Raw genomic sequence first — 25,664 nt, forward strand, 5'->3', positions numbered from 1 at the left:
CCGCGCGCCCGCGTTGACCTGCTGGTACAGGCCATTTCCGGTCGCATGGGGAGAAGGTGAAGGGCTCGTGCAGACTGGCGGTATGCGCATCGAACTCGCCACCGCGCCCGGAAGCCCCGAACGCCCCAACGAGGACTGGGTCTCCGGAGCCCTTCCCGCGTCCGGCCAGGGCGGTGTGCTGGTCCTGCTCGACGGCGTCACCCCGCCGCCGGGGGACGACGGCTGTGTGCACTCGGTCCCGTGGTTCACCGCACGGCTCGGCGGCGCGCTGGTGGAACTGTCCGGTTCCCGCCCCGACCTGACCCTGACAGAGGTCCTGGCCGAGGCCATCTCCCGTACAGCCGACACGCATCGAGTCACCTGTGACCTTTCTCACGTACGTACGCCTCAGGCGACCGTGATTCTGGCACGTTGGGACGAACACGCGGTCGAGCACCTGGTGCTCTCCGACTCGGCCCTGCTGCTGGAGTCCCCCGACGGCACGGTCCGGGCGGTCCTCGACGACCGGCTGGACCGGCTGCCGCCGGGCTCGCTCGCCTCGAACGAGATCGCCGATGCCACGGTGCGCAACAAGGAGGGCGGCTTCTTCACCGCCGCCGCCGATCCGTCGGTGGCGGCGCGCGCGGTGACGGGCAGGACCCCGGCGGCCGGCGTCCGGGCCCTCGCCGCGCTCACGGACGGCGCGACCCGGTGGACGGAGGTGTTCGGCGAGGGCGACTGGACGGACGCGCTGGGGCTGCTGCGGAAGGCCGGGCCGCAGGGCCTGATCGACCGGGTGCGGGAGCTGGAGGACGCCGACGCGGCGGCCGGGCGCGTACGGCTGCGGCACGGCAAGACGCACGACGACGCCACCGCGCTCCTGGTGGAGCTGGGCTGAGCGCGACGGCGGCGGGCGGCGGGCGGGCTCAGCTCTCGGCGCGGGCGTTCAGCTGGTGCAGGAGCCGGGCCAGCTCGGCGACCTCGGCCCGGTCCCAGTCGGCCAGTTTGCGCACGTAGCGCCCCCGGCGGGCGTCCCGGACGCTGCGGAAGCGGGCCAGGCCGTCGTCGGTGAGGTGGACGAGCCAGGCCCGCCCGTCGGCCGGGTCGGGTTCGCGGGTCACCAGCCCGAGGTTCTCCAGGGAGTGCAACTGGCGGCTCATGGTGGCCTTGCCGACGCCGAAGTAGGCGGCCAGCTCGGTGGCCCGCTGACGGCCCGCCGCCTCCAGACGGACGAGCAGGCCGTAGGCGGCGGGCTCCAGTTCGGGGTGGACCTCCCGGGCCATGTCGCCCGAGGTGGCGCGCGCCCGGCGCAGGAACACGGCCAACTCGCGCTCCAGTGCCAGAAATTCGTGGTCCACACCACTTCCGTCCGTCGCGCCCGGCTCCGGCCCGCTGTCGTTCCCGCGCACGTCAGTACCCCTCGTACGGTTTCCTGCCGATGAAAGTCTCTTCCGCGACCGGTCAACGCCGCAGTTCGGCCAGTATTTCGCAGGAGTAGACCAACGGCGGCGGCCTGGCCCTCTTCCGCACCCCGGGTCCCGGCCTCGGCCAGGCGACGGGCGGAAGGGGTGCACCGGCAACAACGCGGGCTTCGGCAGCCCCGAACCGCTGCGGGTGGCCCGGTACAACACGACCGTCGGTCGGTGAGCCGCCGGCCGAGTAGGGGCCACTCCCCCTCTATACACTCCATGTATACACGTTAGGTATAGTCCTCTTCGTGCCGCACACCTGTGCGGGACTTCCCGCACAGAGGAGTGATGCGTCGTGCCCAGAGAGATGCCGTTGTCCAAGATCGGGTTGACCGCCGCGCTGGTGACGGCGCTCACACTGACGTTGGGCGGCTGCTCCATGGACACCACGGCGCCGGGCTCGGCACGCGGCGAGGCGGCCTCCGACGCCAAGGGCTCGTTCGGGCCGGTGGACTGCCGCAAGGCCAAGTGCATCGCCCTGACCTTCGACGCGGGTCCGGGCAAGGACACGCCGAGGCTGCTGGACATCCTCGAGGAGAAGAAGGTGCACGCCACCTTCTTCCTGCTGGGCAAGCACCACGTCATCAAGCACCCCGACGTGGTGCAGCGCATCGAGGACGAGGGCCACGAGGTCGCCAACCACACCTGGACGCACAAGGTGCTGACCGACCAGAAGCCGGACGAGATACGCGCCGAGCTGGAGAAGACGCAGCTGGCCATCGAGAAGATCACCGGCAAGAAGCCCCGGCTGATGCGCCCGCCGCAGGGCCGCACCGACGACACGGTCTCGGACATCAGCAAGAACCTGGGGCTCTCCCAGGTGCTGTGGAGCGCCACCGCCAAGGACTACTCCACGAACGACTCCGCGCTGATCAAGAAGCGGATCCTGGACCAGGCGAGCAAGGACGGCATCATCCTGCTGCACGACATCTACAAGGGCACCGTCCCCGCCGTGCCCGGGATCATCGACGCGCTCCAGAAGGACGGCTACACCTTCGTGACCGTCCCCGAGCTGATGGCCCCGGCCGTGCCGGAGCCGGGCACGATCTACCGCCCCTGACCGGCCCGCGCGGCACGCGGAACGGCCCGCCCCCGTTGACTCGGGAGCGGGCCGTCCGTACCGGTCGCGTGCCTGCCACCGCGCCCGTCACAGCGTGACGGTCAGGCCGCGGCCGGGATCCTGTCCTCCACCCGGGCCGACGCCGGGGCGAGGGCGATCTCCAGCACCTGGCGGACGTCGGTGACCGGGTGGACGTCCAGCTTCTCCAGCACCTCGGCCGGGACGTCGTCCAGGTCGGCCTCGTTGCGCTGGGGGATCACCACGGTGGTGATCCCCGCCCGGTGGGCGGCCAGCAGCTTCTGCTTGAGGCCGCCGATCGGCAGCACCCGCCCGGTCAGCGACACCTCACCGGTCATCGCCACATCCGTACGGACGAGGCGTCCGGAGAGCAGCGAGGCCAGGGCGGTCGTCAGGGTGATGCCGGCGCTCGGGCCGTCCTTGGGGATGCCGCCCGCCGGGAAGTGGATGTGCACGCCCCGGTCCTTGAGGTCCGCGACCGGCAGCTCCAGCTCCGCTCCGTGCGACCGCAGGAAGCTCAGCGCGATCTGCGCCGACTCCTTCATGACGTCCCCAAGCTGACCGGTCAGGGTCAGTCCGGAGGCCCCGGTCTCCGGGTCGGCGAGCGACGCCTCGACGAAGAGGACGTCGCCGCCCGCCCCGGTCACGGCGAGCCCGGTGGCCACGCCGGGCACGGCGGTGCGGCGCCCGGCCGGGTCCTGGGCGGACTCGGGCACGTGGTGCGGCCGGCCGATGAGGCCGCGCAGATCCGCGTCGGTCACCGCGAACGGCAGCTCGCGGTCGCCCAGTTCGTGCTGGGCCGCGACCTTGCGGAGCAGCCGGGCCACGGCCCGCTCCAGATTTCGTACGCCCGCCTCGCGGGTGTACTCGCCGGCCAGCTTGCGCAGCGCCGACTCCTCCAGGGCGACCTCGTCCTTCTCCAGGCCGGCCCGCTCCAGCTGGCGCGGGAGCAGGTGGTCCCGGGCGATGACGACCTTCTCGTCCTCGGTGTAGCCGTCGAGGCGGACCAGCTCCATGCGGTCGAGCAGGGCCTCGGGGATGGCGTCGAGCACGTTGGCGGTGGCGAGGAAGACCACGTCGCTGAGGTCCAGCTCGACCTCCAGGTAGTGGTCGCGGAAGGTGTGGTTCTGGGCCGGGTCGAGGACTTCGAGGAGGGCGGCGGCCGGGTCGCCCCGGAAGTCGGAGCCGACCTTGTCGATCTCGTCGAGCAGGACGACCGGGTTCATCGAACCGGCCTCCTTGATGGCCCGCACGATACGGCCGGGGAGCGCGCCCACGTACGTACGCCGGTGGCCTCGGATCTCCGCCTCGTCCCGGACACCGCCGAGCGCGACGCGGACGAACTTGCGGCCCATGGCGTGCGCGACGGACTCGCCGAGGGAGGTCTTGCCGACGCCGGGCGGGCCGACGAGGGCCAGGACCGCGCCGCCGCGGCGGCCGCCCACCACGCCCAGCCCCCGGTCGGCACGGCGCTTGCGCACCGCGAGGTACTCGGTGATGCGTTCCTTCACGTCGGCGAGGCCGGCGTGCTCGGCGTCCAGGATCGCCCGGGCGCCGCGGATGTCGTAGGCGTCCTCGGTCCGCTCGGTCCAGGGCAGTTCGAGGACGGTGTCCAGCCAGGTGCGGATCCAGGAGCCTTCGGGCGACTGGTCGCTGGACCGCTCCAGCTTCTCGACCTCCTTGAGCGCGGCCTCGCGGACGTGCTCGGGGAGGTCGGCGGCCTCGACCCGGGCCCGGTAGTCGTCGGACTCGTCCTCCGGGTCGCCGTTGAGCTCGGAGAGCTCCTTGCGCACGGCGTCCAGCTGGCGGCGCAGCAGGAATTCGCGCTGCTGCTTGTCGACGCCGTCCTGCACGTCCTTGGCGATGGATTCGGCCACGTCCTGCTCGGCGAGGTGCTCGCTCAGCCACTGGATGGCGAGCTTCAGCCGGGCGATCGGGTCCACGGTCTCCAGGAGCTGGACCTTCTGGGCGGTGGTGAGGAACGGCGAGTATCCGGAGTTGTCGGCGAGCGCGGAGAGGTCGTCGATCTGCTGGACCCGATCCACGACCTGCCAGGCGCCGCGCTTCTTCAGCCAGCTGGTGGCGAGCGCCTTGTACTCCTTGACCAGCTCGGCGGCGGATCCGGGCAGGGGGTCGGGGGCGGCGGTTTCGAGCACGGCCCCCTCGACCCAGAGCGCCCGGCCGGGCCCACTGGTCCCGGCGCCGATGCGGACCCGGTCGCGGGCCCGGATGAGTGCGCCCGGGTCGCCGTCCGACAGGCGCCCGACCTGCTCGACGGTACCGAGGACACCGGTCCCCGTGTACGTCCCGTCGATCCGCGGGACCAGCAGCACCTGGGGCTTGCCCCCACCGGGACGGGCGGCGGCCTGCGCGGCCTCGACGGCGGCGCGCACCTCGGTGTCGGACAGGTCGAGCGGTACCACCATGCCGGGCAGGACGACCTCGTCGTCGAGCGGCAGCACGGGCAGGTCGATCGGTGTGAACGCCTCGGACTCGTTAGTCATGATCTCCCCTTCGGCAGGCAAGTTGAGCTATGTGGACTCAATGCTCCTGAGCCGCCGAATGTTCCCCACCGTTTGTTCGCTCTGAGCGATCACACCGATCAGCCGCTCCCGAGTCGGCTCCGGACCGTCCTTCACGCCCTACCGGCAGGCGGTCCCGGGGCGGTCCTCCGTATACGGGAGCGCCACCGGGCGGACCGTTGTTCCCCATCCCCCGGGAGCACCCCCCGGGAGCATCCCCGCAAGGGGGAACTCGCTGGCCCTCGGGCGGGGGGCGGGACAGGATGACGGACACCGACCGCTACGACCGGAGACCGGAGAGACACACGATGCCCGCGATGCCCCCGATGCGTGCGATGCCCGCCCCCGACCCGATGCCGACGCGTTCCGCCGGCACCCCCGTCGTCCTCGACCGCCGCGAGGGGCCCTTCGGCGAAGTCGTGCTGCGGGAGCGCGGGGAGCACTTCGAGATCATCGCCAACGGCTGCTTCCTGATGGACACCTCCGACGGGCGCTCCGAGCGGCTGCTGATCGACGCCGCGCTGGCCGCCCTGCCCGCCGCGCGGACCGGCCCCTCGGTGCTGATCGGCGGCCTGGGCGTCGGGTTCTCGCTGGTGCGGGCCGTCGAGGAGGAGCGCTGGGGCCGGATCGTGGTCGTGGAGCGGGAGCAGGCGATCGTGGACTGGCACCTGGCCGGGCCGCTGGACCGGATCTCCGGACCGGCGCTGGCCGACCCCCGGACCGGAATCCTCCCCACGGATCTCGTCGCCCACCTCCGTACCACCACGGAGCGTTACGACGCCCTGTGCCTGGACATCGACAACGGGCCGGACTGGACCGTCACGGAGGGCAACGGAAGCCTCTACTCCCCCGCCGGACTGGCGCACTGCCACGACCGGCTGACCCCGGGCGGAGTGCTCGCCGTCTGGTCCGCGCGGCCGTCACCGGCCTTCGAACAGGCCTTGCGGAATGCCGGGTTCAGCGGGGTTCGGACGGAAGAGGTGGCTGTTGCCCGAGGTGTGCCCGACGTGGTCCATCTCGCACTGCGGGCGATCTGAACCCCCCTCCCGGTATACGCGGACCGGCCGTGGCACGGGTCAACCGGCACAAGGCCGACGATCCGACCGCCCGGCCGGCGTGGACGCGCACGTCCGGGGCAACACCCTGCGTAGCCGAGAGCCCTCCGCTGCCTCTACGCTGCTGACCGGCACACGGGATCACCCACCGAAATCCACAAGCGAAAACCGTGCCTCCGGGAATGGCTCCCGCGAGAACGGGCAGGGGCGGGGCGATGGAACAGACACACACCACCCACAACGGCGTCGCGGCCACCCCGGGGGCTCAGCGCCGGGTGCTGGTGGTCGAGGACGACCCCACGATCGTCGACGCCATCTCCGCCCGGCTGCGGGCGGAGGGCTTCCTGGTGCAGACCGCGCTGGACGGCCCCGCGGCCGTGGACGCGGCCGAGGCCTGGCAGCCCGACCTGATGGTGCTCGACATCATGCTTCCCGGCTTCGACGGCCTGGAGGTCTGCCGCCGCGTACAGGCGCAGCGCCCGGTACCGGTGATGATGCTCACCGCGCGCGACGACGAGACCGACATGCTGGTCGGGCTCGGGGTCGGCGCCGACGACTACATGACCAAGCCGTTCTCCATGCGGGAGCTGGCCGCCCGGGTGCACGTGCTGCTGCGCCGGGTGGAGCGGGCCGCGCTGGCCGCCGTCACCCCGCGGAGCGGAATCCTGCGTCTGGGTGAGCTGGAGATCGACCACGCGCAGCGCCGGGTCCGGGTGCGCGCCGAGGACGTCCACCTCACGCCGACCGAGTTCGACCTGCTGGTCTGTCTCGCCAACACCCCGCGCGCGGTGCTCTCCCGGGAGCAGTTGCTGGCCGAGGTGTGGGACTGGGCGGACGCCTCGGGCACCCGCACGGTCGACAGTCACATCAAGGCGCTGCGCCGGAAGATCGGCGCGGAGCGGATCCGTACCGTGCACGGCGTGGGCTACGCCCTGGAGACTCCCGCCCCATGACGGGGCCAGGGTCCGGACTGCGTCCCTTCTCGATCAAGGCCAAGCTCGGCACGCTCGTCGTGGTGTCGGTGTTCATCACCACGGGGCTGCTGATCGTCGCGTTGCGGACCCGTACGGAATTCCGCTTCATCACGGTGTTCTCGGTGATCGCCACGCTGCTGATCACCCAGTTCGTGGCGCACGGTCTGACCGCGCCGCTGGATGAGATGAGAGCGGTGGCCCGGTCCATCTCGCACGGCGACTACACCCGCCGGGTGAGCGGCGCCGGGCGGCGGGACGAGCTGGGGGACCTGGCGCAGACGATCAACCGCATGGCGGACGATCTGGAGGCGGAGGACCGGCATCGAAAAGAGCTGGTCGCCAATGTCAGCCATGAGCTGCGCACCCCCATCGCGGCGCTGAGAGCCGTGCTGGAGAACGTGGTGGACGGGGTGTCCGCCGCCGATCCGGAGACGATGCGCACGGCGCTGCAGCAGACGGAGCGGCTCGGCCGGCTGGTCGAGACGCTGCTGGACCTGTCGCGGCTGGACAACGGGGTGGTGACGCTCAAGGCCCGCCGTTTCGAGGTCTGGCCCTATCTGTCGGGCGTACTGAAAGAGGCCAATCTCGCCGCCTCCCACCGACGCCTGTCGTCGGGTTCGGGCAATCACTCCCGTACGGACGTCCACCTGCATCTGGACGTCTCGCCGCCGGAGCTCACCGCGCACGCGGACGCGGAGCGGCTGCACCAGGTGGTCGCCAACCTCATCGACAACGCGGTCAAGCACAGCCCGCCGCACGGCCGGGTGACGGTGCTCGCGCGGCGCGGGGACCGTCCCGAGTCGCTGGAGCTGGAGGTCGTCGACGAGGGGCCCGGCATCCCGGAGGCGGAGCGCCACCGGGTGTTCGAGCGCTTCAACCGGGGCCAGGCGCCCTCCCCGCACGGCCCGGGAAGCGACGGCGGTACGGGGCTGGGGCTGGCCATCGCCCGCTGGGCGGTCGAACTGCACGGCGGTCGGATCGGGGTGGCCGAATCCGCGAAGGGCTGCCGCATCCAGGTCACGCTCCCGGGAAGCCCCGAGCCGCGCGGTTGACGGCGCGGTTGACATAGGGTCGAACCGGAAGGGCATGTTCACCCGTGTCCTGCCAGCAGGGGCCTCAAAGGGATGCGGCCGGATGGCCGTATCCTCGGTCCTGCGTACCCGAAGTGCAGTGGAACCTCGCTTGTTTCCCGCCATTTCCTGCGCCGAAACCCGCCTTCCGATGTGATGTGCACGACGAAGCACCGGCCCGGCCTGCAAGGAACGGTTCGGGGGGCGTAGCCTTGATTTCCGCTGTCCATCACCTTGTGAAGCGGAAGAGGGCGGTTGCCGCCGTGTCGTCTCAGTCCCCCAGTAACTCGAGCATCTCGACCGATCAAGCCGGCCCGGGTACGAACCCGGCCGCCGCGTTCGGCGCCAATGAATGGCTCGTCGACGAGATCTACCAGCAGTACCTCCAGGATCCCAGTTCGGTCGATCGCGCCTGGTGGGACTTCTTCGCCGACTACAAGCCGGGAGCCTCCGGCACGGCGGACAAGCCCGCTCCCGGTGCCGCACCGGTGACCGAGGCGCCCGCCGCCCCGGCCGCGCCCGCCCCGGCGGCCGCTCCGGCTCCGGCGAAGGCCGCGCCCGCAGCCGCTCCGGCGGCTCCCGCGCAGCCGGCCCCGGCCAAGGCCGCCCCGGCGCCTGCTCCGGCGAAGCCCGCGGCGGCGAAGCCCGCCGCCGCCCCCGCCAAGGCCAAGGCGGACGAGTCCACCGAGGCCCCGGCCGGCCCGGAGTACGTGACGCTGCGCGGCCCCTCGGCCGCCGTCGCGAAGAACATGAACGCCTCGCTGGAGCTGCCGACGGCCACATCCGTCCGCGCGGTCCCGGTGAAGCTGCTCTTCGACAACCGCATCGTCATCAACAACCACCTCAAGCGCGCCCGCGGCGGGAAGATCTCCTTCACGCACCTCATCGGGTACGCGATGGTGCAGGCCCTCAAGGCCATGCCGTCGATGAACTACTCCTTCGCCACGAAGGACGGCAAGCCGACCCTGGTCAAGCCGGAGCACATCAACCTGGGTCTGGCCATCGACCTGGTGAAGCCGAACGGCGACCGCCAGCTGGTCGTCGCGGCCATCAAGAAGGCCGAGACGCTCAACTTCTTCGAGTTCTGGCAGGCGTACGAGGACATCGTCCGGCGCGCCCGCATCGGCAAGCTCGGCATGGACGACTTCGCCGGCGTCACCGCCTCGCTGACCAACCCCGGCGGCATCGGCACCGTCCACTCGGTGCCCCGCCTGATGCCCGGTCAGGGCCTCATCATGGGCGTCGGCGCGATGGACTACCCGGCGGAGTTCCAGGGCACCTCGCAGGACACCCTGAACAAGCTCGGCATCTCGAAGGTCATGACGCTCACGTCGACCTACGACCACCGGGTCATCCAGGGCGCCGCCTCCGGCGAGTTCCTGCGGGTCCTGTCCCAGCTGCTGCTCGGCGAGAACGAGTTCTACGACGAGATCTTCAAGGCGCTGCGCATCCCCTACGAGCCGGTCCGCTGGCTCAAGGACATCGACGCCTCGCACGACGACGACGTCACCAAGGCCGCGCGGGTCTTCGAGCTGATCCACTCCTACCGGGTCCGCGGCCACGTCATGGCCGACACCGACCCGCTGGAGTACCACCAGCGCAAGCACCCCGACCTGGACATCACCGAGCACGGCCTCACCCTGTGGGACCTGGAGCGGGACTTCGCGGTCGGCGGGTTCGCCGGCAAGACGATGATGAAGCTCCGCGACATCCTCGGTGTGCTGCGTGAGTCGTACTGCCGCACCACCGGCATCGAGTTCATGCACATCCAGGACCCGAAGCAGCGCAAGTGGCTCCAGGACCGGGTCGAGCGTCCGCGCCCGAAGCCCGAGCGCGAGGAGCAGCTGCGCATCCTGCGCCGGCTGAACGCCGCGGAGGCGTTCGAGACGTTCCTGCAGACGAAGTACGTCGGCCAGAAGCGGTTCTCGCTGGAGGGCGGCGAGTCCGTCATCCCGCTGCTGGACGCCGTTCTCGACTCCGCCGCCGAGGCCCGCCTCGACGAGGTCGTCGTCGGCATGGCCCACCGCGGCCGGCTGAACGTGCTGGCGAACATCGTCGGCAAGTCGTACGCGCAGATCTTCCGCGAGTTCGAGGGCAACCTCGACCCGCGCTCGATGCACGGTTCCGGCGACGTCAAGTACCACCTGGGCGCCGAGGGCACCTTCACCGGTCTGGACGGCGAGCAGATCAAGGTCTCGCTGGCCGCCAACCCCTCGCACCTGGAGGCGGTCGACCCGGTTCTGGAGGGCATCGCCCGCGCCAAGCAGGACATCATCAACAAGGGCGGCACGGACTTCACGGTCCTGCCGGTCGCGCTCCACGGCGACGCGGCCTTCGCGGGCCAGGGCGTCGTCGCCGAGACGCTCAACATGTCGCAGCTGCGCGGCTACCGCACCGGCGGCACCGTGCACGTGGTGATCAACAACCAGGTCGGTTTCACCGCCGCCCCGGAGTCCTCGCGCTCCTCGATGTACGCCACCGACGTGGCCCGCATGATCGAGGCGCCGATCATCCACGTCAACGGCGACGACCCGGAGGCCGTGGTCCGCGTCGCGCGGCTCGCCTTCGAGTTCCGGCAGGCGTTCAACAAGGACGTCGTGATCGACCTCATCTGCTACCGCCGCCGCGGTCACAACGAGGGCGACAACCCGGAGTTCACCAACCCGCAGATGTACACCCTGATCGACAAGAAGCGCTCGGTGCGCAAGCTGTACACCGAGTCCCTCATCGGTCGTGGCGACATCACGCTGGAAGAGGCGGAGCAGGCGCTCCAGGACTTCCAGGGTCAGCTGGAGAAGGTGTTCGCGGAGGTCCGCGAGGCCACCTCGCAGCCGGCCGCCCCGCACGTCCCGGAGCCGCAGGCCGCGTTCCCGGTGACCGTGGAGACGGCCGTCTCCGCCGAGGTCGTCAAGCGGATCGCCGAGTCGCAGGTCAACATCCCCGACTCGATCACCGTCCACCCCCGCCTGATGCCGCAGATGCAGCGCCGCGCGGCCTCGGTGGACAACGCCACGATCGACTGGGGCATGGGCGAGACGCTGGCCATCGGTTCGCTGCTGATGGAGGGCACCCCGGTCCGGCTCGCCGGCCAGGACACCCGCCGCGGCACGTTCGGCCAGCGCCACGCGGTCCTGGTCGACCAGGTCACCGGCGAGGACTACACCCCGCTGCTGTACCTGGCCGACGACCAGGCCCGGTACAACGTCTACGACTCGCTGCTCTCGGAGTACGCGGCGATGGGCTTCGAGTACGGCTACTCGCTGGCCCGTCCGGAGTCGCTGGTCATCTGGGAGGCCCAGTTCGGTGACTTCGTCAACGGCGCGCAGACCGTCGTGGACGAGTTCATCTCCTCGGCCGAGCAGAAGTGGGGCCAGACCTCCGGCGTCACGCTGCTGCTGCCGCACGGCTACGAGGGCCAGGGCCCGGACCACAGCTCCGCCCGCCCGGAGCGCTTCCTCCAGATGTGCGCGCAGGACAACATGACGGTCGCGATGCCGACCCTGCCGTCGAACTACTTCCACCTGCTGCGCTGGCAGGTGCACAACCCGCACCACAAGCCGCTGATCGTCTTCACCCCGAAGTCGATGCTGCGTCTGAAGGCCGCGGCCTCGTCCATCGAGGAGTTCACCACCGGCGGCTTCCGCCCGGTGATCGGCGACGCGTCGGTCAAGCCCGAGAACGTCCGCAAGGTCGTCTTCTGCGCGGGCAAGCTGTACTACGACCTGGACGCCGAGCGGGAGAAGCGCGGCGACACGGAGACGGCGATCATCCGGCTGGAGCGCCTGTACCCGCTGCCGGGTGCGGAGATCCAGGCCGAGATCGCGAAGTACCCGAACGCCGCGAAGTACCTGTGGGCCCAGGAGGAGCCGGCGAACCAGGGCGCGTGGCCGTTCATCGCGCTCAACCTGATCGACCACCTGGACCTCGCGGTCGGCTCGGACGTGCCGCACGGCGAGCGCCTGCGCCGCATCTCGCGGCGGCACGGCTCGTCCCCGGCGGTCGGCTCGGCCAAGCGTCACCAGGCGGAGCAGGCGCAGCTGGTCGAAGAGGTCTTCGAGGCCTAGGACCACGCGGCAGCCGTACGAGCTGCCCGTACGCCACAGGGACCCGGTTCCGCGCTCGTCGCGGGGCCGGGTCCCCGGCGTTCCGGGGGTCCTCACGCCCTCGATATCCTGGGCGCATGTACTTCACGGACCGTGGCATCGAGGAACTGGAGAAGCGGCGCGGCGAGGAGGAGGTCACCTTCGAGTGGCTCGCCGAGCAGCTGCGGACGTTCGTCGATCTCAACCCCGACTTCGAGGTGCCGGTCGAGCGCCTCGCGACCTGGCTGGCCCGGCTGGACGACGAGGACGACGAGGACGCGTGACCCGCCCGTTCCAGGGAGGGAGAGGCGCCTAGGAGGCTTCCGCGCCCGCCCTGGCCCGCTCGTACGCGAGTCCCAGCGCGCCCTGCGCCAGCAGCACCGCCCCGGCCGCCGCCCAGCCGCCACTGCGGCGACGGGCGCCCCACAGCAGGAGCGGGAGCCCGGCCGCGAGCTGGACGGCGGCGACGGCACGGGCGCGGGGGCCGCGTACCCACGGGCCGATCCTGCTGCTCTCGACCGCGTCCAGTTCGACGCGTACGGCATCGCGCCAGCCTGCCCACTCGACGCGGTCCACCCCGCGCTGCACCGCCGCGACGCTGCGCAGCCGGTCCGCGCTCTCGCCCGGTGAGAGCCCGGCGGGCAGGGTCAGCCCGGTGCGGGTGAGAACGGCGAGCAGCGCCCGCAGCCGGGCGTCCGCGTCGACGTCCGGATCGGGGCGGGTCAGCTCCTCCAGCGCCTGTACGTCCAGCACCGGGTCGAGGCCGAGCCGGACCGCGAAGGTGCGCATCGCCTCGTCCTCGCCCACCGGGGTGCCGTCGGTCAGCCAGATATAGCCCACGGGCCGGCGGAATCCGGCGGCGAGCGTGAACCCGGCCCGGTCGGCGTCCCACCACAGGGCGAGCACCGGCCAGGTGGAGCCGACCGCGAGCGCGGTGGCCCAGCCGCCGAGGACCCGGTCCACCGGCTCGGGGTCCTGTCCGGCGCCCCCGTTCCAGGGTTTGCCCTCCGGGACGAGCACGCTCCACTCCTCACCCGCGCGCGCCAGCAGCATCTGCTCGCGCAGCAGGTGGGCGAGCGGCCGTACGGTCTCGGGGTCGGCCCGGCACAGCAGGAGGGCCCCGGTGGGTGTCGCGTTCATGGCTCACACGCTAGGCCAATTTGCCCGTGTCTGGCTTCTTTGTGCGCATTTACCCCCTCGCTGCCTCCTCCCGCCCTCTTTGACTTCCTCCATCCGCGATATATCGTGTTCCGAACGAGACGCGATATATTGCGTTGCCACGCTTCCCGGGAGGTCACATCCATGCCTGTGTCGACATGGACCATCGCCGAGCCGCGGAAGCTCGCCTTCGAGGATCCGGTGACGGCCCTCCACGTGCGCATCGTCGACGGCACGGTCAACGTGGTCGGGACCGACGAGCCGGAAGCCCGGCTGGAGATCTCCGCGATCGAGGGCCCGCCGCTGATCGTGACCCAGGAGGACGGCCGGCTGACCGTGGCCTACGAGGACCTGCCCTGGCAGGACCTCCTGCGCTGGTTCGACCCGAAGAACCGCCGCCGCAGCGCCGTGGTCACGCTCGTCGTGCCGGCCGCTTCCTCGGTCGAGGTCGGCGTGATCGGTGCCGGGGCCGTCGTCTCCGGCATCAGCGGCCGCACGGAGGTCCGCGGCATCACCGGCGACTCCACGCTCGTCGGGCTGACCGGCGCGGTGCGCGGGGAGTCCGTGTCGGGCAGCCTGGAGGCCCAGAGCGTCACGGGGGACCTGCGCTTCCACTCCGTCTCCGGCGATCTGACGGTGGTCGACGGGGCCGGGACCTCGGTCCGGGCCGAGTCGGTCAGCGGTGCCATGGTGCTGGACGTCGACCCGTCCGGGCAGCCCACGGACATCCGGCTGGCCACGGTGACGGGCGAGATCGCGATCCGGCTGCCGCACCCGGCCGACGCCAGGGTCGAGGCGAACACCGCGAGCGGGACCGTCTCCAACGCCTTCGAGGACCTGCGGGTCGGCGGGCAGTGGGGCGCGAAGAAGATCACCGGCACGCTGGGCGCCGGGACGGGGACCCTGCGGGCGACGACCGTGTCCGGTTCGATCGCCCTGCTGCGCAGGCCACCCGCCGAGGACGACGCGTACGCCGCCGAGCCGACCGGAAAGGTTCTCTGACATGCCCCCCGTATTCGCCCACGGCCGTCTGCGGCTGTACCTCCTCAAGCTCCTGGACGAGGCTCCTCGCCACGGCTATGAGGTCATCCGCCTGCTGGAGGAGCGCTTCCAGGGCCTGTACGCCCCGTCCGCCGGCACGGTCTACCCACGGCTGGCCAAGCTGGAGGCCGAGGGCCTGGTCACCCACGCCACCGAGGGCGGCCGCAAGGTCTACTCGATCACCGACGCGGGGCGCGAGGAGCTGGCGGGCCGGGGCGGCGAACTGGCCGACCTGGAGCTGGAGATCCGCGACTCGGTCTCCGAGCTGGCCGCCGAGATACGCGACGACGTACGGGGCGCGGCGGGCCGGCTCCGCAGCGACATGCGGGCGGCGGCGTCGGAGTCCCGGCAGGGCACGAAGGCCGGGGCCGGGAGCGGGGCCGGGAGCGGCAAGGGCCGGGCGAAGGGCGAACCGGCCTCCCCCTTCGACGACTTCGGGGACTTCGGCGACTTCGGCCGTCTGGGCGACCTCGGCGAGAGCGAGACGTGGCGCACGGCGAAGGAGGAGCTGAACCGGGCCAAGCAGCTGTGGAAGGAGCAGGCGCGCCGGGCGAAGGACGAGTCCCGGCGCGCCCGCGAGGACGCCCAGCAGGCCCGCCGCCAGGCCAGGGAGGCCCAGGAGAAGGCGCACGAGCAGATGCAGACCGCCGCCCGCCAGGTCCAGGAGCACTTCGCGCGGGGCGACTGGCCCTCCGGGGTGCGGGAGGGCCTCGCGGAGATCACCGGCCAGCTCGGCGGTTTCGCGCGCTCCGGAGCCTGGCCGCCGTTCGGCAAGCCCGAGGCGGACTCCGCCCCGGCGGCCCCGGTCCCCGACGACGGCTCCGACTGGGCCGAGGACGCGCCGGCCACGGGCGATCCGGTGCGCGACCTGGACCGCCTGCTGGACCGTTTCCGCGACGGCATCCGGGACACGGCCCGCGATCACGGGGTGACGGAGGCCCAGCTCGCGGAGGCCCGCCGCCACCTGGGGGCGGCGACGGCGCGGATCGAGGCGCTGCTGACGACGGAGGGCGAGCGGAAGGCCTGAGCCGACACGGCTCGGGTGGAAACGGGAGGGGCGGGCGTCCGGTGCCGGACGCCCGCCCCTGTTTTCCGTTCGGGGGCCGCCCCGTCCTGTTGGACACTGTGGCCCCAGCAGTGTCCGCCCTGTTCGGGCCGCCCCTGTTTTCCGGGCGGCCCGTGCTGTTCGGGGCCGGCCCGCCCGTTCCCTGTCGCCCTCCCCGCCCCGTTCCGTAGGCCCGTCTCGCCCGCCTCACCCAGCCTCGGCGTGCCCCTGGCTCCCGTCGGCGTCGGGGCCGTACAGCGCGCGCTGCACGGTCGCGTGGGTCGCGCCGTGCTCGGCGAGGACGTCGGCGACGACTCCGGGCTTCGCCGTGAGGGCCAGGAGCAGGTGTTCCTCGCCGATGAAGCGGTCACCGCGCCCCAGGGCGACCCGCAGCGAGTTCTCCAGGACGGTCTTGGCTCCCGAGGTGAAGGGGCGGTGCCCCGACCACCACCACCGGCGGCCGGCCCGGCCGGTCGCCAGGGCCCCTTCGCCATGGGCCCCTTCGACCCGGGAGACGATCGCGCCGATGTCGATCCCGATACCGGCGAGCGCGTCGGTGTCGGCCTTGGTCAGGCCGCCGCGGCGGCGGGCCTCGGCGAAGGCGGCGTCCAGGGAGGCGCGGCGGTCGTGGAGGCCGAGCGCGGTGACGGCGAACGCGGCCCGGCCGCCCTCCTGCTCCAGCAGCGCGAGCAGCAGGTGTTCCTCGGTGACCGAGTCGGCCCCGACGCGCTCGGCCTGCACCACCGCGCCCTTCACGGTGGCGCGGGCCCCTGGGGTGAATCGCTCGAACATCAACGCCTCCCGTACTTCTTGTGCACGGCCTGCCGGCTGACGCCCAGCTCGGCGGCGATCTCCTGCCACGACCAGCCCTGGACGCGGGCACTTCTGACTTGGACGGCTTCGAGCTGCTCCAGCAGCCGCCGCAGCGCGGCCACCGCCCGCAGCCCGACGCGCGGGTCGCGGTCACCGGCGCGTGCGGCCAGATCCGTTGCTTCGGTCATGACGTCAACCTACATTGACAAGCACCCTCCGTCAATCAAAGTTGACATCATCGTCGGCCAGGCGAGCGTGCCGCTCGACGTCGTACCGGACGCCGCCGTAGCGCAGTTTGGCCCGCTCGATGCCCTCGGTCGCGAATCCGGACCGGGTCGCGACCCGGCAGGAGGCCGGGTTGTCGGTGCGGTGGCCCAGCTCCAGCCGGTACAGCCCGAGCTCGTCGAAGGCCCAGCGCGCCAACGCCCGCACCCCGGCCGGGGCGACACCCCGGCCGCGCGCCTCCGGTGTGGTCCAGTAGGAGACCCAGCCGGTGTCGTGGGTCAGGTTGACGGCGTCGACGGAGACGCAGCCGAGGGCCTCGCCCGCCTCCCCCACGACGGCCCAGGAGTAGCCGGTGCGCGCTCCCCGTTCGCGCGTGCGGTCCGCGATCCAGGCCAGCGCCCCGGGCCGGTCGGACACCGGCCGGTCCGTCTGGCGGTCCATCTCGGCCGGGGCGAAGGCGCGGAGCACCGCCGAGGCGTCGGCGGGCTCCCAGGGGCGCAGCAGAAACCCTTCAGGGGTGGTCAGTTCGTCCATACGGACCACCTTCCCGCACGGTCACCACCACTTCGCCCCCGGGCCACGCCCGTACGACCGGCCAACTCCCGCGCGACGACGTGCCGGGGCCGCCGGCGACCACCCCCGGGCCGGTGACGGAGACACGCCAGCCCCGGGGCGAGGGCGGGAGGGACAGCTCCGTCGCCCCGGGGCGGGCGGCGGCCCGGTAGGCGAGGCGGTAGGAGCGGGTGTCGGCGTCGTAGGCCTCGGAGCGGACGGTCCCCGCGACGGCCGGGGCGTACGGGGTGGCCGTCCGCTCCTTGTTCGTACGGAAGCGGCCCCGCTCGTCGACCGCGCAGTAGCCGCCGCCGTAACACCAGACGTACCCGGCCCAGCCGGAGCTGTAGCGGTTCAGGGAGTCGACGGCCTCGCGGTAGAAGCGGCCCATGGCGGGGAGGGAGTTGTTCAGGGGCCCCCACTCGCCGACGACCACGGGCATCCGGTGGCGGGCCGGATAGGCGATGACCGCGGCCTCGTACGCCTCGATCCAGCCGGCCGACGGGTCGTAGTCCGCGCCCGCCTCCATGGCGGTGTTGTAGAAGTGCGGGGCGTACACGGTCCGGCGGTCCTCGATCCGGCCGAGCCCGGTGGGGACGCCCTCGCCGACGATGGGCGTCGGCTCGACGAAGAGCCAGGTGTCACGGTCCTTCGCCCGGACGGCTCGGGCCAGCCGGTTGTACATCGGGGTGAGGTGCTGGGCCTCGATCCGGCGGGCGGCGGTCGGCAGGTCCTCGCCCGGGCGCAGCTCCCCCATCGGCTCGTTGATCAGGTCGTAGCCGATCACGGCCGGGTGGTCGCGGAAGCGTTCCGCGATGACCTGCCACATGGCGGCCTGGGCGCGCTGGAGGTCGGGGTCCTCGTAGAGGTGGGTGAAGGCCCGCTGGACGGCCGGTTCGAAGTACTCGGAGAACCAGTCGTCGGGGTTCGGGGTGAACGGCAGCCCGTCGGTCCTGGTGGCCCAGGCGGGGATGCCCCGATGCCCGAACGCGGGTCCGAAGACGTCCTGGTGGGCGTCGATGAGGACGTGGACGCGGTGCTTGGCCGCCCAGTCCAGGACGCGTTCGACGCGCCGGAGGTAGCGCTCGCTGTACTGGCCGCGCGTGGGCTCCAGGTCGTCCCAGAAGACCAGCAGCCGGGCGAAGTTGAAGCCGTTGGCGCGCAGGTCGCGGAAGTGCCGTTCGGTGATGGCGGTGAGGGCGGCCTCGCCGCGGTTCGCCTTGTCCTCGACGTTCCAGCCGCGCAGGGTGAGGGTGCGCCCCCGGTCGTCGGTCAGTGGCGGGATGGCACGTTCACGGGATTCGGATGCCGGTACGGCTACGGGGGCGGGGCGCGCCGAGGCGGCGGGGGCGAGGGCCCCCGCCGCGAGCACGGACGCGACGACGACTGCCATGAGTGCTCTGCCCATTCGCATGGGCGGCATCCCATCAGCAAAGTTGACACTTGTTCAAGTACGCCTTGTCGACGCGTTGGTGGGGGAGCTAGGAGCCCGGGGTGAGCACGATCTTCCCGAACAGGTCGCCCGACTCCAGCCGCCGGAAGCCCTCCCTGGCCCGGTCCAGCGGCAGCACCTCGTCGATGACCGGGCGCACCCCGGTGGTCGCGCAGAACGCGAGCAGGTCCTCCAGCTCGTCCTTGGAACCCATGGTGGAGCCGACGACCTTCAGTTCCAGGAAGAAGATCCGGGTCAGCTCGGCGTGGGCGGGCCGGTCTCCGCTGGTGGCCCCGGAGATGACGAGGGTGCCGCCCGGGCGCAGCGACTTCACGGAGTGGGACCAGGTGGCGGCCCCCACGGTCTCGATGACGGCGTCCACCCGCTGCGGCAGCCGGACGCCGGGCTCGTACGCCTCCAGCGCCCCGAGTTCGACCGCCCGCTCACGTTTGGCCTTGTCCCGGCTGGTGGCGAAGACCCGCAGCCCGGCGGCCTTGCCGAGCACGATCGCGGCGGTGGCGACCCCGCCGCCGGCGCCCTGGACGAGCACGGAATCGCCGGGCCGTACCCCGGCGTTGGTGAACAGCATCCGGTACGCGGTGAGCCAGGCGGTCGGCAGGCAGGCGGCCTCCGCGAAGCTGAGCTCCTTCGGCTTGGGCAGGACGTTCCAGGTGGGGACGGTGACCTGCTCGGCGAAGGTGCCCTGGTAGCGCTCGGTGAGGATGGAGCGCGGCTCCTTCGGCCCGACGCCGTGCCCCGACTGCCCGATGACGGAGTGCAGGACGACCTCGTTGCCGTCCGGGTCGACGCCGGCCGCGTCGCAGCCGAGGATCATCGGCAGCCGGTCCTGCGAGAGGCCCACGCCCCGCAGGGACCAGAGGTCGTGGTGGTTGAGGGAGGCGGCCCGGACGGTGACGGTGGTCCACCCGGGACGCGCCTCGGGGGCCGGGCGGTCCCCCAGCTCCAGGCCGTCGAGGGGCTGGTCGGGATCGATGCGGGCTGCGTAGGCGGCGAACATGGCTCGACGATAGGCGCGGTGGGGCGGCCACGGAACCGCCTACATGTGTGACGCGCGCATCAAGCCTCTCCGGCGATTGAGGAGCGGGGTTCGGGGCAGCGCCCCGGGGCTCCGCCCCCAGACCCCCGCTGCTCAATCGCCGCAGGGGCTTGAAATGCAGGCAGAAAGCGGGCGGGGCCCGTACGCGTACAGGCCCCGCCACCCACAACCGCTCAACGCGGCATCAGCGCCGAGCCACACCCTCCGCACGGGCCGCCGCGGCCACCGCAGCGGTGACCGCCGGGGCGACCCGCTCGTCGAACGGCGACGGGATCACGTACTCCGCCGCCAGCTCGTCGCCGACCACGTCGGCCAACGCGTTCGCCGCGGCGATCTTCATGCCCTCGGTGATCCGGGAGGCCCGGACCTGGAGCGCGCCCGCGAAGATGCCCGGGAACGCCAGCACGTTGTTGATCTGGTTCGGGAAGTCCGACCGCCCGGTCGCCACGACCGCCGCGTACTTGTGCGCGACGTCCGGGTGGACCTCCGGGTTCGGGTTGGCCATCGCGAAGACGTACGCGCCGGGGGCCATCGAGGCCACCGCCGCCTCCGGGACCGTACCGCCCGAGACGCCGATGAAGACGTCCGCACCGGCGAGCGCCCGCTCCAGCGAGCCGGAGAGGCCCGCCCGGTTGGTCAGCTCGGCCAGCTCGCGCTTGACCTCGGTGAGGTCGTCGCGGTCGCGGCTGACGATGCCCTTGCGGTCGGCCACCGCGATGTCGCCGATCCCCGCCTCCAGCAGGAACTTGGCGATGGCCACGCCCGCCGCGCCCGCGCCGGAGATGACCCCGCGCAGATCGCCGAGCGTCCGCCCGGAGAGCTTCGCGGCGTTGCGCAGGGCGGCGAGGGTGACGACGGCCGTGCCGTGCTGGTCGTCGTGGAAGACCGGGATGTCCAGCCGCTCCTGGAGCTTGCGCTCGATCTCGAAGCACCGGGGCGCCGAGATGTCCTCCAGGTTCACCCCGCCGAACGAGGGGGCGAGCCGGACGACGGTCTCGACGATCTCGTCGGCGTCGGTGGTCGCGAGCGCGATCGGCACCGCGTCGACGCCGCCGAACTGCTTGAAGAGGATGGCCTTGCCCTCCATGACGGGGAGGGACGCCTCGGGCCCGATGTCGCCGAGGCCGAGCACGGCGGTGCCGTCCGTCACGACGGCCACGACCTGGGACTTCCAGGTGTAGTCGTGGACGAGCTCGGGGTTGTCGGCGATGGCGCTGCACACCTTCGCCACACCGGGCGTGTACGCCAGGGAAAGGTCGTCCTTGTCCCGGATCGGGACGGTGGCCTGCACGGCCATCTTCCCGCCCCGGTGGAGGGCGAAGGCCGGATCGAAGGGCTCGTCGGCCCCGGTGTCCACGGCGCTCGTGCGCTGGATGCCGCTGTCCGCGGTGCTGTCGATGGTGCTGTCGCTGCGAGGATTGACGATCTCCGCTGCCATGGTGTTGACCCCTTAAGTCTTCATCGTTTGAGGGTGGCCACTCCTGGTTGAGGAGGGGTGGGCGGGCACCGCGTACGTGCCCCGCACCGGGCGGTCGGCCCGCCCCGGCAGGGAATGAGGTACATACGCGCGGGCGCGCCGCACACGCGCCCTGAGCCCCGGATGAGGGGTGTAAACGTCTTTCTTACCGGACGAACGGTGTTACGGACGAGTCCATATCGACGCGGTGACGTGACTCATAGTCGAATATCTGGACAAGTCGGCAAACCGGCATAAATGCCGCCCACTAGTCGAGACAAGCCGAAGATTCTCCGGCAGAGGGAATGAATCCCCACAGATGGTCCGGTCCTCGCGCACCGGCCGTTGATGTTCGGGGGTCGCCCGTTATCCGATTTTGACATGGCCGGACCCCTGAATGAGCCAGTCCAAATGGCAGGATGCCGTCATCACACAAGGTGGCGACACTCGAAGGTGCGTGCCAAGCCGCCCACCAGCACCTCACCCTCACCTGCCGGAGGATCCCGACATGACCGCAAGCATCACGCGTCGTACGACCGCGAAGTCCCGGATTGCGGCGATCGGCGCCATCGCGGTCGCCGGCTCCCTGCTGCTCACCGCCTGTGGCGACCAGACAGACAGCTCCTCCCAGGAGGGAGGCAGCGGCAAGGAGACCAAGAGCGGCGCGCCGCTCTTCTCGAAGCTGCCCGAGAAGTACCAGAAGTCCGGTGTGATCAAGGTCGGCACGAATGCCGAATACGCCCCGATGGAGTCCGTCGAGAACGGAAAGATCGTGGGTGTCGACCCCGATCTCGCCGAGGCCCTCGGCAAGCAGCTCGGGGTGAAGTTCGAGTTCACCTCCGGTTCCTTCGACGGCCTGATCACCGCCCTGAACAGTGGGCGTCACGACATCGCGATGTCGTCGATCACGGACAACAAGCAGCGCCAGGAGGGCCTGGACGAATCGGGCAAGAAGCTGGGTGAGGGCGTCGACTTCGTCGATTACTTCCTCGCCGGCACCGCCGTGTACACGAAGAAGGGCAACCCGCAGAACATCAAGTCCATCGAGGACCTCTGCGGGAAGGCCGCGGCCGTGCAGCGCGGCACCACGTACGAGAAGGCCCTCAAGACGCAGTCGAAGGCCTGTACGGACGGTGGCAAGGCGGCCGTCAAGATCGAGTCGTTCGAGAACGACACCGAGGCGCAGACCCGCGTCAAGTCCGGCGGTGCGGTCGCCGGCGTCAACGACTACCCGGTCGCGGTCGACCTGGCCCGCAAGGCCGACGGCGGCAAGGCGTTCGAGGTCGTGGGCGAGCAGGTCGACGCCGGCCCGTTCGGCATCGCCGTCAAGAAGGACAACACCGGGCTGCGCGACGCCCTGAAGGAGGCCGTCGACGCGATCATCGCCGACGGTTCGTACCAGAAGGTGCTCGACAAGTGGGGCGCCGGTACGGGAGCGATCGACAAGGCCGCCATCAACGGCGGCAAGTGACCGGACGCTCCACTGAAGGGCAGTCACCATGACTGACAAGTTCGACAAGACACCCGCCGGTTCACCGGCCGGCCCGGTGTCCGTCTCCAAGGGCGCCACCCCGGCCCCGGAGAGCATCAAGGCCATTCCGGTCCGCCATGTCGGCCGCTGGATCAGCGGCGTCGTGGTCATCGGCCTCCTCGTCGCCCTCGGGTACGCCTTCTCGCAGGGCAACATCCAGTGGCACGCCGTGGGCGACAAGCTGTTCGACAGCACGGTCGTCGCCGGTGCGGGCCGCACCCTGCTGATCAGCGTCCTCGCGATGGTGCTCGGCGTGATCCTCGGCGTCGTGCTGGCCGTGATGCGGCTGTCGAAGAACCCCGTCACCAGCTGGGTGGCCTGGCTGTACATCTGGTTCTTCCGGGGCACCCCGGTCTACGTACAGCTGCTGCTCTGGTTCAACCTGGCACTGATCTTCCCGGTCCTGAACATCCCGTTCATCTACAAGGACGAGATGACGGACGTCATGACCCCGTTCATGTGCGCCCTGCTGGGGCTCGCGCTGAACGAGGCCGCCTACATGGCGGAGATCTGCCGGGCCGGCATCCAGTCGGTCGACGAGGGCCAGACCGAGGCCTCGCACGCGCTGGGCATGACCCAGGGCAAGACCATGCGCCGTGTCGTCCTCCCGCAGGCGCTGCGCGTGATCATCCCGCCGACCGGCAACGAGTTCATCAACATGCTGAAGACCTCGTCGCTCGTCTACGCCGTCACGTACAACGAACTGCTCCGCTCCACCTCGCAGATCGGCTCCACGTCGTACGCGGTGATGGAGATGCTGTTCGTCGCGTCCATCTGGTACATCGTGATGACCAGCGTGTTCAGCGTCGGCCAGTACTACCTGGAGCGCCGCTTCGCCCGCGGCGCGCTCCGCTCGCTGCCGCTCACGCCGCTCCAGCGCGTCAAGGTCAACCTCGCCGCGTTCAGTAACCGGCCCTCCGGAGGTGTCTCCGCATGACCACCCCCATGGTGAAGGCCGAGGGCGTCCACAAGTCCTTCGGCGCGGCCCACATCCTCAAGGGCATCGACCTGGAGGTCGCCCCGCGAGAGGTGTTCTGCCTGATCGGCCCGTCCGGCTCCGGCAAGTCGACCTTCCTGCGGTGCATCAACCACCTGGAGAAGATCAACGCCGGCCGGCTCTCGGTCGACGGCGAGCTGGTCGGCTACCGGCAGAAGGGCGACAAGCTCTACGAGCTGAAGGACAGCGAGGTCGCCCTCCAGCGGCGCGACATCGGCATGGTCTTCCAGCGCTTCAACCTGTTCCCGCACATGACGGCCATCGAGAACGTCATGGAGGCCCCGGTCCAGGTCAAGGGCGAGTCCAGGGCCGTGGCCCGGGCCCGCGCCGAGAAGCTGCTGGACCGGGTGGGCCTCTCCGACAAGGCGGGGAGCTACCCCACCCAGCTCTCCGGCGGGCAGCAGCAGCGTGTGGCCATCGCCCGCGCGCTGGCGATGGAGCCGAAGCTGATGCTCTTCGACGAGCCGACGTCCGCGCTCGACCCGGAGCTGGTCGGCGACGTCCTGGACGTCATGCGCGGTCTGGCCGAGGACGGTATGACGATGATCGTCGTCACCCACGAGATGGGCTTCGCCCGCGAGGTGGGAGACGCGCTGGTCTTCATGGACGACGGCGTGGTGGTCGAGTCGGGCCACCCGCGTGACGTGCTGACCAACCCGCAGCACGACCGGACGAAGTCGTTCCTGTCCAAGGTGCTGTAGGCCCGCGTACGGGAGGGCGGTGCGGACCGTGGTCCCGCACCGCCCTCCCGCGCGTCCGGCCGCCCGCCGCGCTCCCGCGCGTGCGCACCCTCAGCCCGTCGGCAGCACCTCCGGGCCGGTGAGCAGCTGCTTCAGCTGCTGCCGGGAGAGCGGAGGCTCCGACAGCAGCGGCCCTTGGGTGCCGTCGCCCTCGAAGCCGGTGCTGGAGCGTACGAGGAACTGCGAGCCGTCCCGCTGGATGAGCCGGCCGACCAGCTCGGGCCCCCAGTCGACGCTGTCCTCACCCTCGACGTCCATCGTGTCGTGCCACGTCGTCAGGGTCCGGCCGTCGGGGAGCACCTCCCGCTCGCAGTCGGAACGGGACGGTTCCTGGCCCACCCGGACGCAGAGATCCTCGTCCGGATCGGCCGGGCGGCCCATCTTCTTCTCCACTGCCTCCCGGTCCTCCAGGGCGAGCACCAGATAGCCGACGCCGCCGTCCCGGCGGAACGCGTAGTGCCCGTCCAGCGGACCGAGGTAGGTGGTGTGCGCCTGCTCGGGTGTCGCCTTCTTGATGAGCACGGCGAGCGAGACCTCCTCGATCTCCCCCACGTCCGGCGGCAGCAGCGCGGCCAGCCGTTCGGCCTTGTCCGACGCGGGAGCCGATGCCGATGCCGACGGCGTCGGGGAGGCGGACGGCCCGGCCGACGCCACCGAGGTGTGCGCGGCGTCCTCGTCGCCGCCCGTCCGGGGCAGGGCGAACGCCCCGGCGGCGACCACCGCGAGGACGGCGGTGGAGGCGGCGACGCGGCGGCGCCTGCGGATCCGGGCGGCCTTCGCGTACACGGCCCCGGCGGAGAGCGTGGGCTTCCCCGCTCCCTCGGCGGCTCGGTCGAGCAGTTCTCGGACGTCGTTCATACCAATTCCTCCGCCATCCCGGCGCGCAGCGCCGCCAGGCCCCGAGCCGTGTGGCTCTTGACCGTGTTCGTCCGCATCCCGAGCGCCTCGGCCGTGGCCTCCACGCTCAGGTCCTCCCAGTAACGGAGCACCAGCACCGCCCGCTGTCTGGCCGTGAGCCGGGCGAGCGCCTCCCTGACGACCAGACCGGTGTCCGTGTCGGCCGTGTTCCCCGGGCGGTCGGGCAGTTCGCCGTACGCCCGCTCCCGCCGCCAGAACCTGCGCCGGCTCGCGATGAACGTGTTGACCAGCGTCTTACGGGCGTACGCCTCGATGTTGTCGAGCCGCCCGTGCCTCCGGCCGCCGAGGACGACCTTGACCAGGGCGCTCTGGACGAGGTCCTCGGCCTCGTGCCGGTCGCCGCAGAGCAGGTAGGCGCTGCGGAACAGCGCGGTGCGCCGGCCCTCGACGAAGTCGTGCAGCGCCGCGTCGTCATCGGCCCGCATACGGACCCCTCCCCGGAACTGACAATTCCCTGCCCCCTTCGCTCC

At 71.3% G+C, this 25,664-nt stretch carries 23 protein-coding genes; 12 read left to right on the top strand and 11 right to left on the bottom strand.

Annotation, left to right across the window (positions count from 1 at the left end; all coding sequences use genetic code 11):
* The first annotated feature begins 82 nt into the window (after positions 1-82).
* A complete protein-coding gene (locus N7925_RS10270; protein WP_274343687.1) occupies positions 83-877 on the top strand; it encodes a protein phosphatase 2C domain-containing protein in 795 nt (264 codons plus the stop codon).
* Between the two features lie 28 nt (positions 878-905).
* Here N7925_RS10270 and N7925_RS10275 read toward each other — a convergent pair whose 3' ends face one another.
* The gene (locus N7925_RS10275; protein ID WP_265599365.1) at positions 906-1,388 is read right to left on the bottom strand and encodes a MarR family winged helix-turn-helix transcriptional regulator; all 483 of its coding nucleotides are present in this window, start codon (positions 1,386-1,388) and stop codon (positions 906-908) included.
* A gap of 367 nt (positions 1,389-1,755) precedes the next feature.
* Between N7925_RS10275 and N7925_RS10280 the strand changes: the two genes are divergently transcribed.
* On the top strand, positions 1,756-2,508 hold the full coding sequence (locus N7925_RS10280; protein ID WP_274346430.1) for a polysaccharide deacetylase family protein: 753 nt from the start codon (positions 1,756-1,758) through the stop codon (positions 2,506-2,508).
* Between the two features lie 101 nt (positions 2,509-2,609).
* Here N7925_RS10280 and lon read toward each other — a convergent pair whose 3' ends face one another.
* On the bottom strand, positions 2,610-5,030 hold the full coding sequence (gene lon / locus N7925_RS10285; RefSeq protein WP_265599366.1) for an endopeptidase La: 2,421 nt from the start codon (positions 5,028-5,030) through the stop codon (positions 2,610-2,612).
* A 326-nt stretch (positions 5,031-5,356) separates the two neighbouring features.
* Between lon and N7925_RS10290 the strand changes: the two genes are divergently transcribed.
* The 5 genes from N7925_RS10290 to N7925_RS10310 all read left to right on the top strand — a co-directional run bounded on the left by N7925_RS10290 (position 5,357) and on the right by N7925_RS10310 (position 12,513).
* The gene (locus N7925_RS10290; RefSeq protein WP_416222978.1) at positions 5,357-6,085 is read left to right on the top strand and encodes a spermidine synthase; all 729 of its coding nucleotides are present in this window, start codon (positions 5,357-5,359) and stop codon (positions 6,083-6,085) included.
* A gap of 233 nt (positions 6,086-6,318) precedes the next feature.
* Positions 6,319-7,056: a response regulator transcription factor gene (locus tag N7925_RS10295; RefSeq protein WP_003966317.1), complete on the top strand. Its 738-nt coding sequence runs from the start codon at positions 6,319-6,321 to the stop codon at positions 7,054-7,056.
* Positions 7,053-8,129 (top strand): HAMP domain-containing sensor histidine kinase, encoded by a 1,077-nt coding sequence (locus N7925_RS10300; protein WP_274343688.1) that lies wholly within the window; start codon positions 7,053-7,055, stop codon positions 8,127-8,129. Before N7925_RS10295 ends, N7925_RS10300 begins: the two co-directional genes overlap by 4 nt.
* Positions 8,130-8,410: 281 nt before the next feature.
* Complete coding sequence (locus tag N7925_RS10305; RefSeq protein ID WP_274343689.1) at positions 8,411-12,211, top strand: multifunctional oxoglutarate decarboxylase/oxoglutarate dehydrogenase thiamine pyrophosphate-binding subunit/dihydrolipoyllysine-residue succinyltransferase subunit; 3,801 nt, start codon at positions 8,411-8,413, stop codon at positions 12,209-12,211.
* Between the two features lie 116 nt (positions 12,212-12,327).
* Entirely contained in the window at positions 12,328-12,513 is a 186-nt protein-coding gene (locus N7925_RS10310; RefSeq protein ID WP_003966321.1) for a DUF6104 family protein, read from the top strand.
* A gap of 28 nt (positions 12,514-12,541) precedes the next feature.
* Here the strand turns inward: N7925_RS10310 and N7925_RS10315 are convergent, their stop codons facing one another.
* Positions 12,542-13,369 (bottom strand): hypothetical protein, encoded by an 828-nt coding sequence (locus tag N7925_RS10315; protein ID WP_274343690.1) that lies wholly within the window; start codon positions 13,367-13,369, stop codon positions 12,542-12,544.
* A 162-nt stretch (positions 13,370-13,531) separates the two neighbouring features.
* Between N7925_RS10315 and N7925_RS10320 the strand changes: the two genes are divergently transcribed.
* Both N7925_RS10320 and N7925_RS10325 read left to right on the top strand, forming a co-directional pair.
* Positions 13,532-14,389 carry a DUF4097 family beta strand repeat-containing protein gene (locus N7925_RS10320; protein ID WP_265599370.1) on the top strand — a complete coding sequence of 286 codons (858 nt, stop codon included), beginning with the start codon at positions 13,532-13,534 and terminating at the stop codon, positions 14,387-14,389.
* 1 nt (position 14,390) lies between these two features.
* Positions 14,391-15,455, top strand: a complete 1,065-nt coding sequence (locus N7925_RS10325) for a PadR family transcriptional regulator (protein ID WP_274343691.1) — start codon at positions 14,391-14,393, stop codon at positions 15,453-15,455.
* Between the two features lie 225 nt (positions 15,456-15,680).
* Here the strand turns inward: N7925_RS10325 and N7925_RS10330 are convergent, their stop codons facing one another.
* The 6 genes from N7925_RS10330 to N7925_RS10355 form a co-directional block, all read right to left on the bottom strand.
* Positions 15,681-16,265, bottom strand: a complete 585-nt coding sequence (locus N7925_RS10330; protein WP_274343692.1) for a Clp protease N-terminal domain-containing protein — start codon at positions 16,263-16,265, stop codon at positions 15,681-15,683.
* Positions 16,265-16,474 (bottom strand): sigma factor-like helix-turn-helix DNA-binding protein, encoded by a 210-nt coding sequence (locus tag N7925_RS10335; protein ID WP_006127526.1) that lies wholly within the window; start codon positions 16,472-16,474, stop codon positions 16,265-16,267. Before N7925_RS10335 ends, N7925_RS10330 begins: the two co-directional genes overlap by 1 nt.
* Before the next feature lie 31 nt (positions 16,475-16,505).
* Positions 16,506-17,045: a GNAT family N-acetyltransferase gene (locus N7925_RS10340; RefSeq protein WP_274343693.1), complete on the bottom strand. Its 540-nt coding sequence runs from the start codon at positions 17,043-17,045 to the stop codon at positions 16,506-16,508.
* Complete coding sequence (locus tag N7925_RS10345) at positions 17,023-18,456, bottom strand: cellulase family glycosylhydrolase (protein WP_274343694.1); 1,434 nt, start codon at positions 18,454-18,456, stop codon at positions 17,023-17,025. The genes N7925_RS10340 and N7925_RS10345 overlap by 23 nt, the downstream gene beginning before the upstream one ends.
* Before the next feature lie 88 nt (positions 18,457-18,544).
* Positions 18,545-19,513, bottom strand: coding sequence for a zinc-binding dehydrogenase (locus N7925_RS10350; RefSeq protein WP_274343695.1), 969 nt, complete (start codon positions 19,511-19,513; stop codon positions 18,545-18,547).
* A gap of 223 nt (positions 19,514-19,736) precedes the next feature.
* Positions 19,737-20,990 carry an NAD(P)-dependent malic enzyme gene (locus tag N7925_RS10355; RefSeq protein WP_265599376.1) on the bottom strand — a complete coding sequence of 418 codons (1,254 nt, stop codon included), beginning with the start codon at positions 20,988-20,990 and terminating at the stop codon, positions 19,737-19,739.
* 526 nt (positions 20,991-21,516) lie between these two features.
* On the opposite strand from N7925_RS10355, the gene N7925_RS10360 reads away from it, so the two are divergent.
* From N7925_RS10360 to N7925_RS10370, 3 genes are read left to right on the top strand one after another with little or no spacing between them, the layout of a single operon-like run.
* Positions 21,517-22,479 (top strand): ABC transporter substrate-binding protein, encoded by a 963-nt coding sequence (locus N7925_RS10360; RefSeq protein ID WP_265599377.1) that lies wholly within the window; start codon positions 21,517-21,519, stop codon positions 22,477-22,479.
* 28 nt (positions 22,480-22,507) lie between these two features.
* Positions 22,508-23,476 (top strand): amino acid ABC transporter permease, encoded by a 969-nt coding sequence (locus N7925_RS10365; protein WP_265599378.1) that lies wholly within the window; start codon positions 22,508-22,510, stop codon positions 23,474-23,476.
* Positions 23,473-24,237, top strand: coding sequence for an amino acid ABC transporter ATP-binding protein (locus tag N7925_RS10370; protein WP_274343696.1), 765 nt, complete (start codon positions 23,473-23,475; stop codon positions 24,235-24,237). The genes N7925_RS10365 and N7925_RS10370 overlap by 4 nt, the downstream gene beginning before the upstream one ends.
* Positions 24,238-24,327: 90 nt before the next feature.
* On the opposite strand, the gene N7925_RS10375 is transcribed toward N7925_RS10370, so the two are convergent.
* A complete protein-coding gene (locus N7925_RS10375; RefSeq protein WP_274343697.1) occupies positions 24,328-25,134 on the bottom strand; it encodes a hypothetical protein in 807 nt (268 codons plus the stop codon).
* A complete protein-coding gene (locus tag N7925_RS10380; protein WP_274343698.1) occupies positions 25,131-25,619 on the bottom strand; it encodes a SigE family RNA polymerase sigma factor in 489 nt (162 codons plus the stop codon). The genes N7925_RS10375 and N7925_RS10380 overlap by 4 nt, the downstream gene beginning before the upstream one ends.
* Between the last annotated feature and the right edge of the window lie 45 nt (positions 25,620-25,664).

The organism is Streptomyces sp. CA-278952 (assembly GCF_028747205.1).
In the GTDB taxonomy this organism is placed as follows: Bacteria; Actinomycetota; Actinomycetes; order Streptomycetales; family Streptomycetaceae; genus Streptomyces.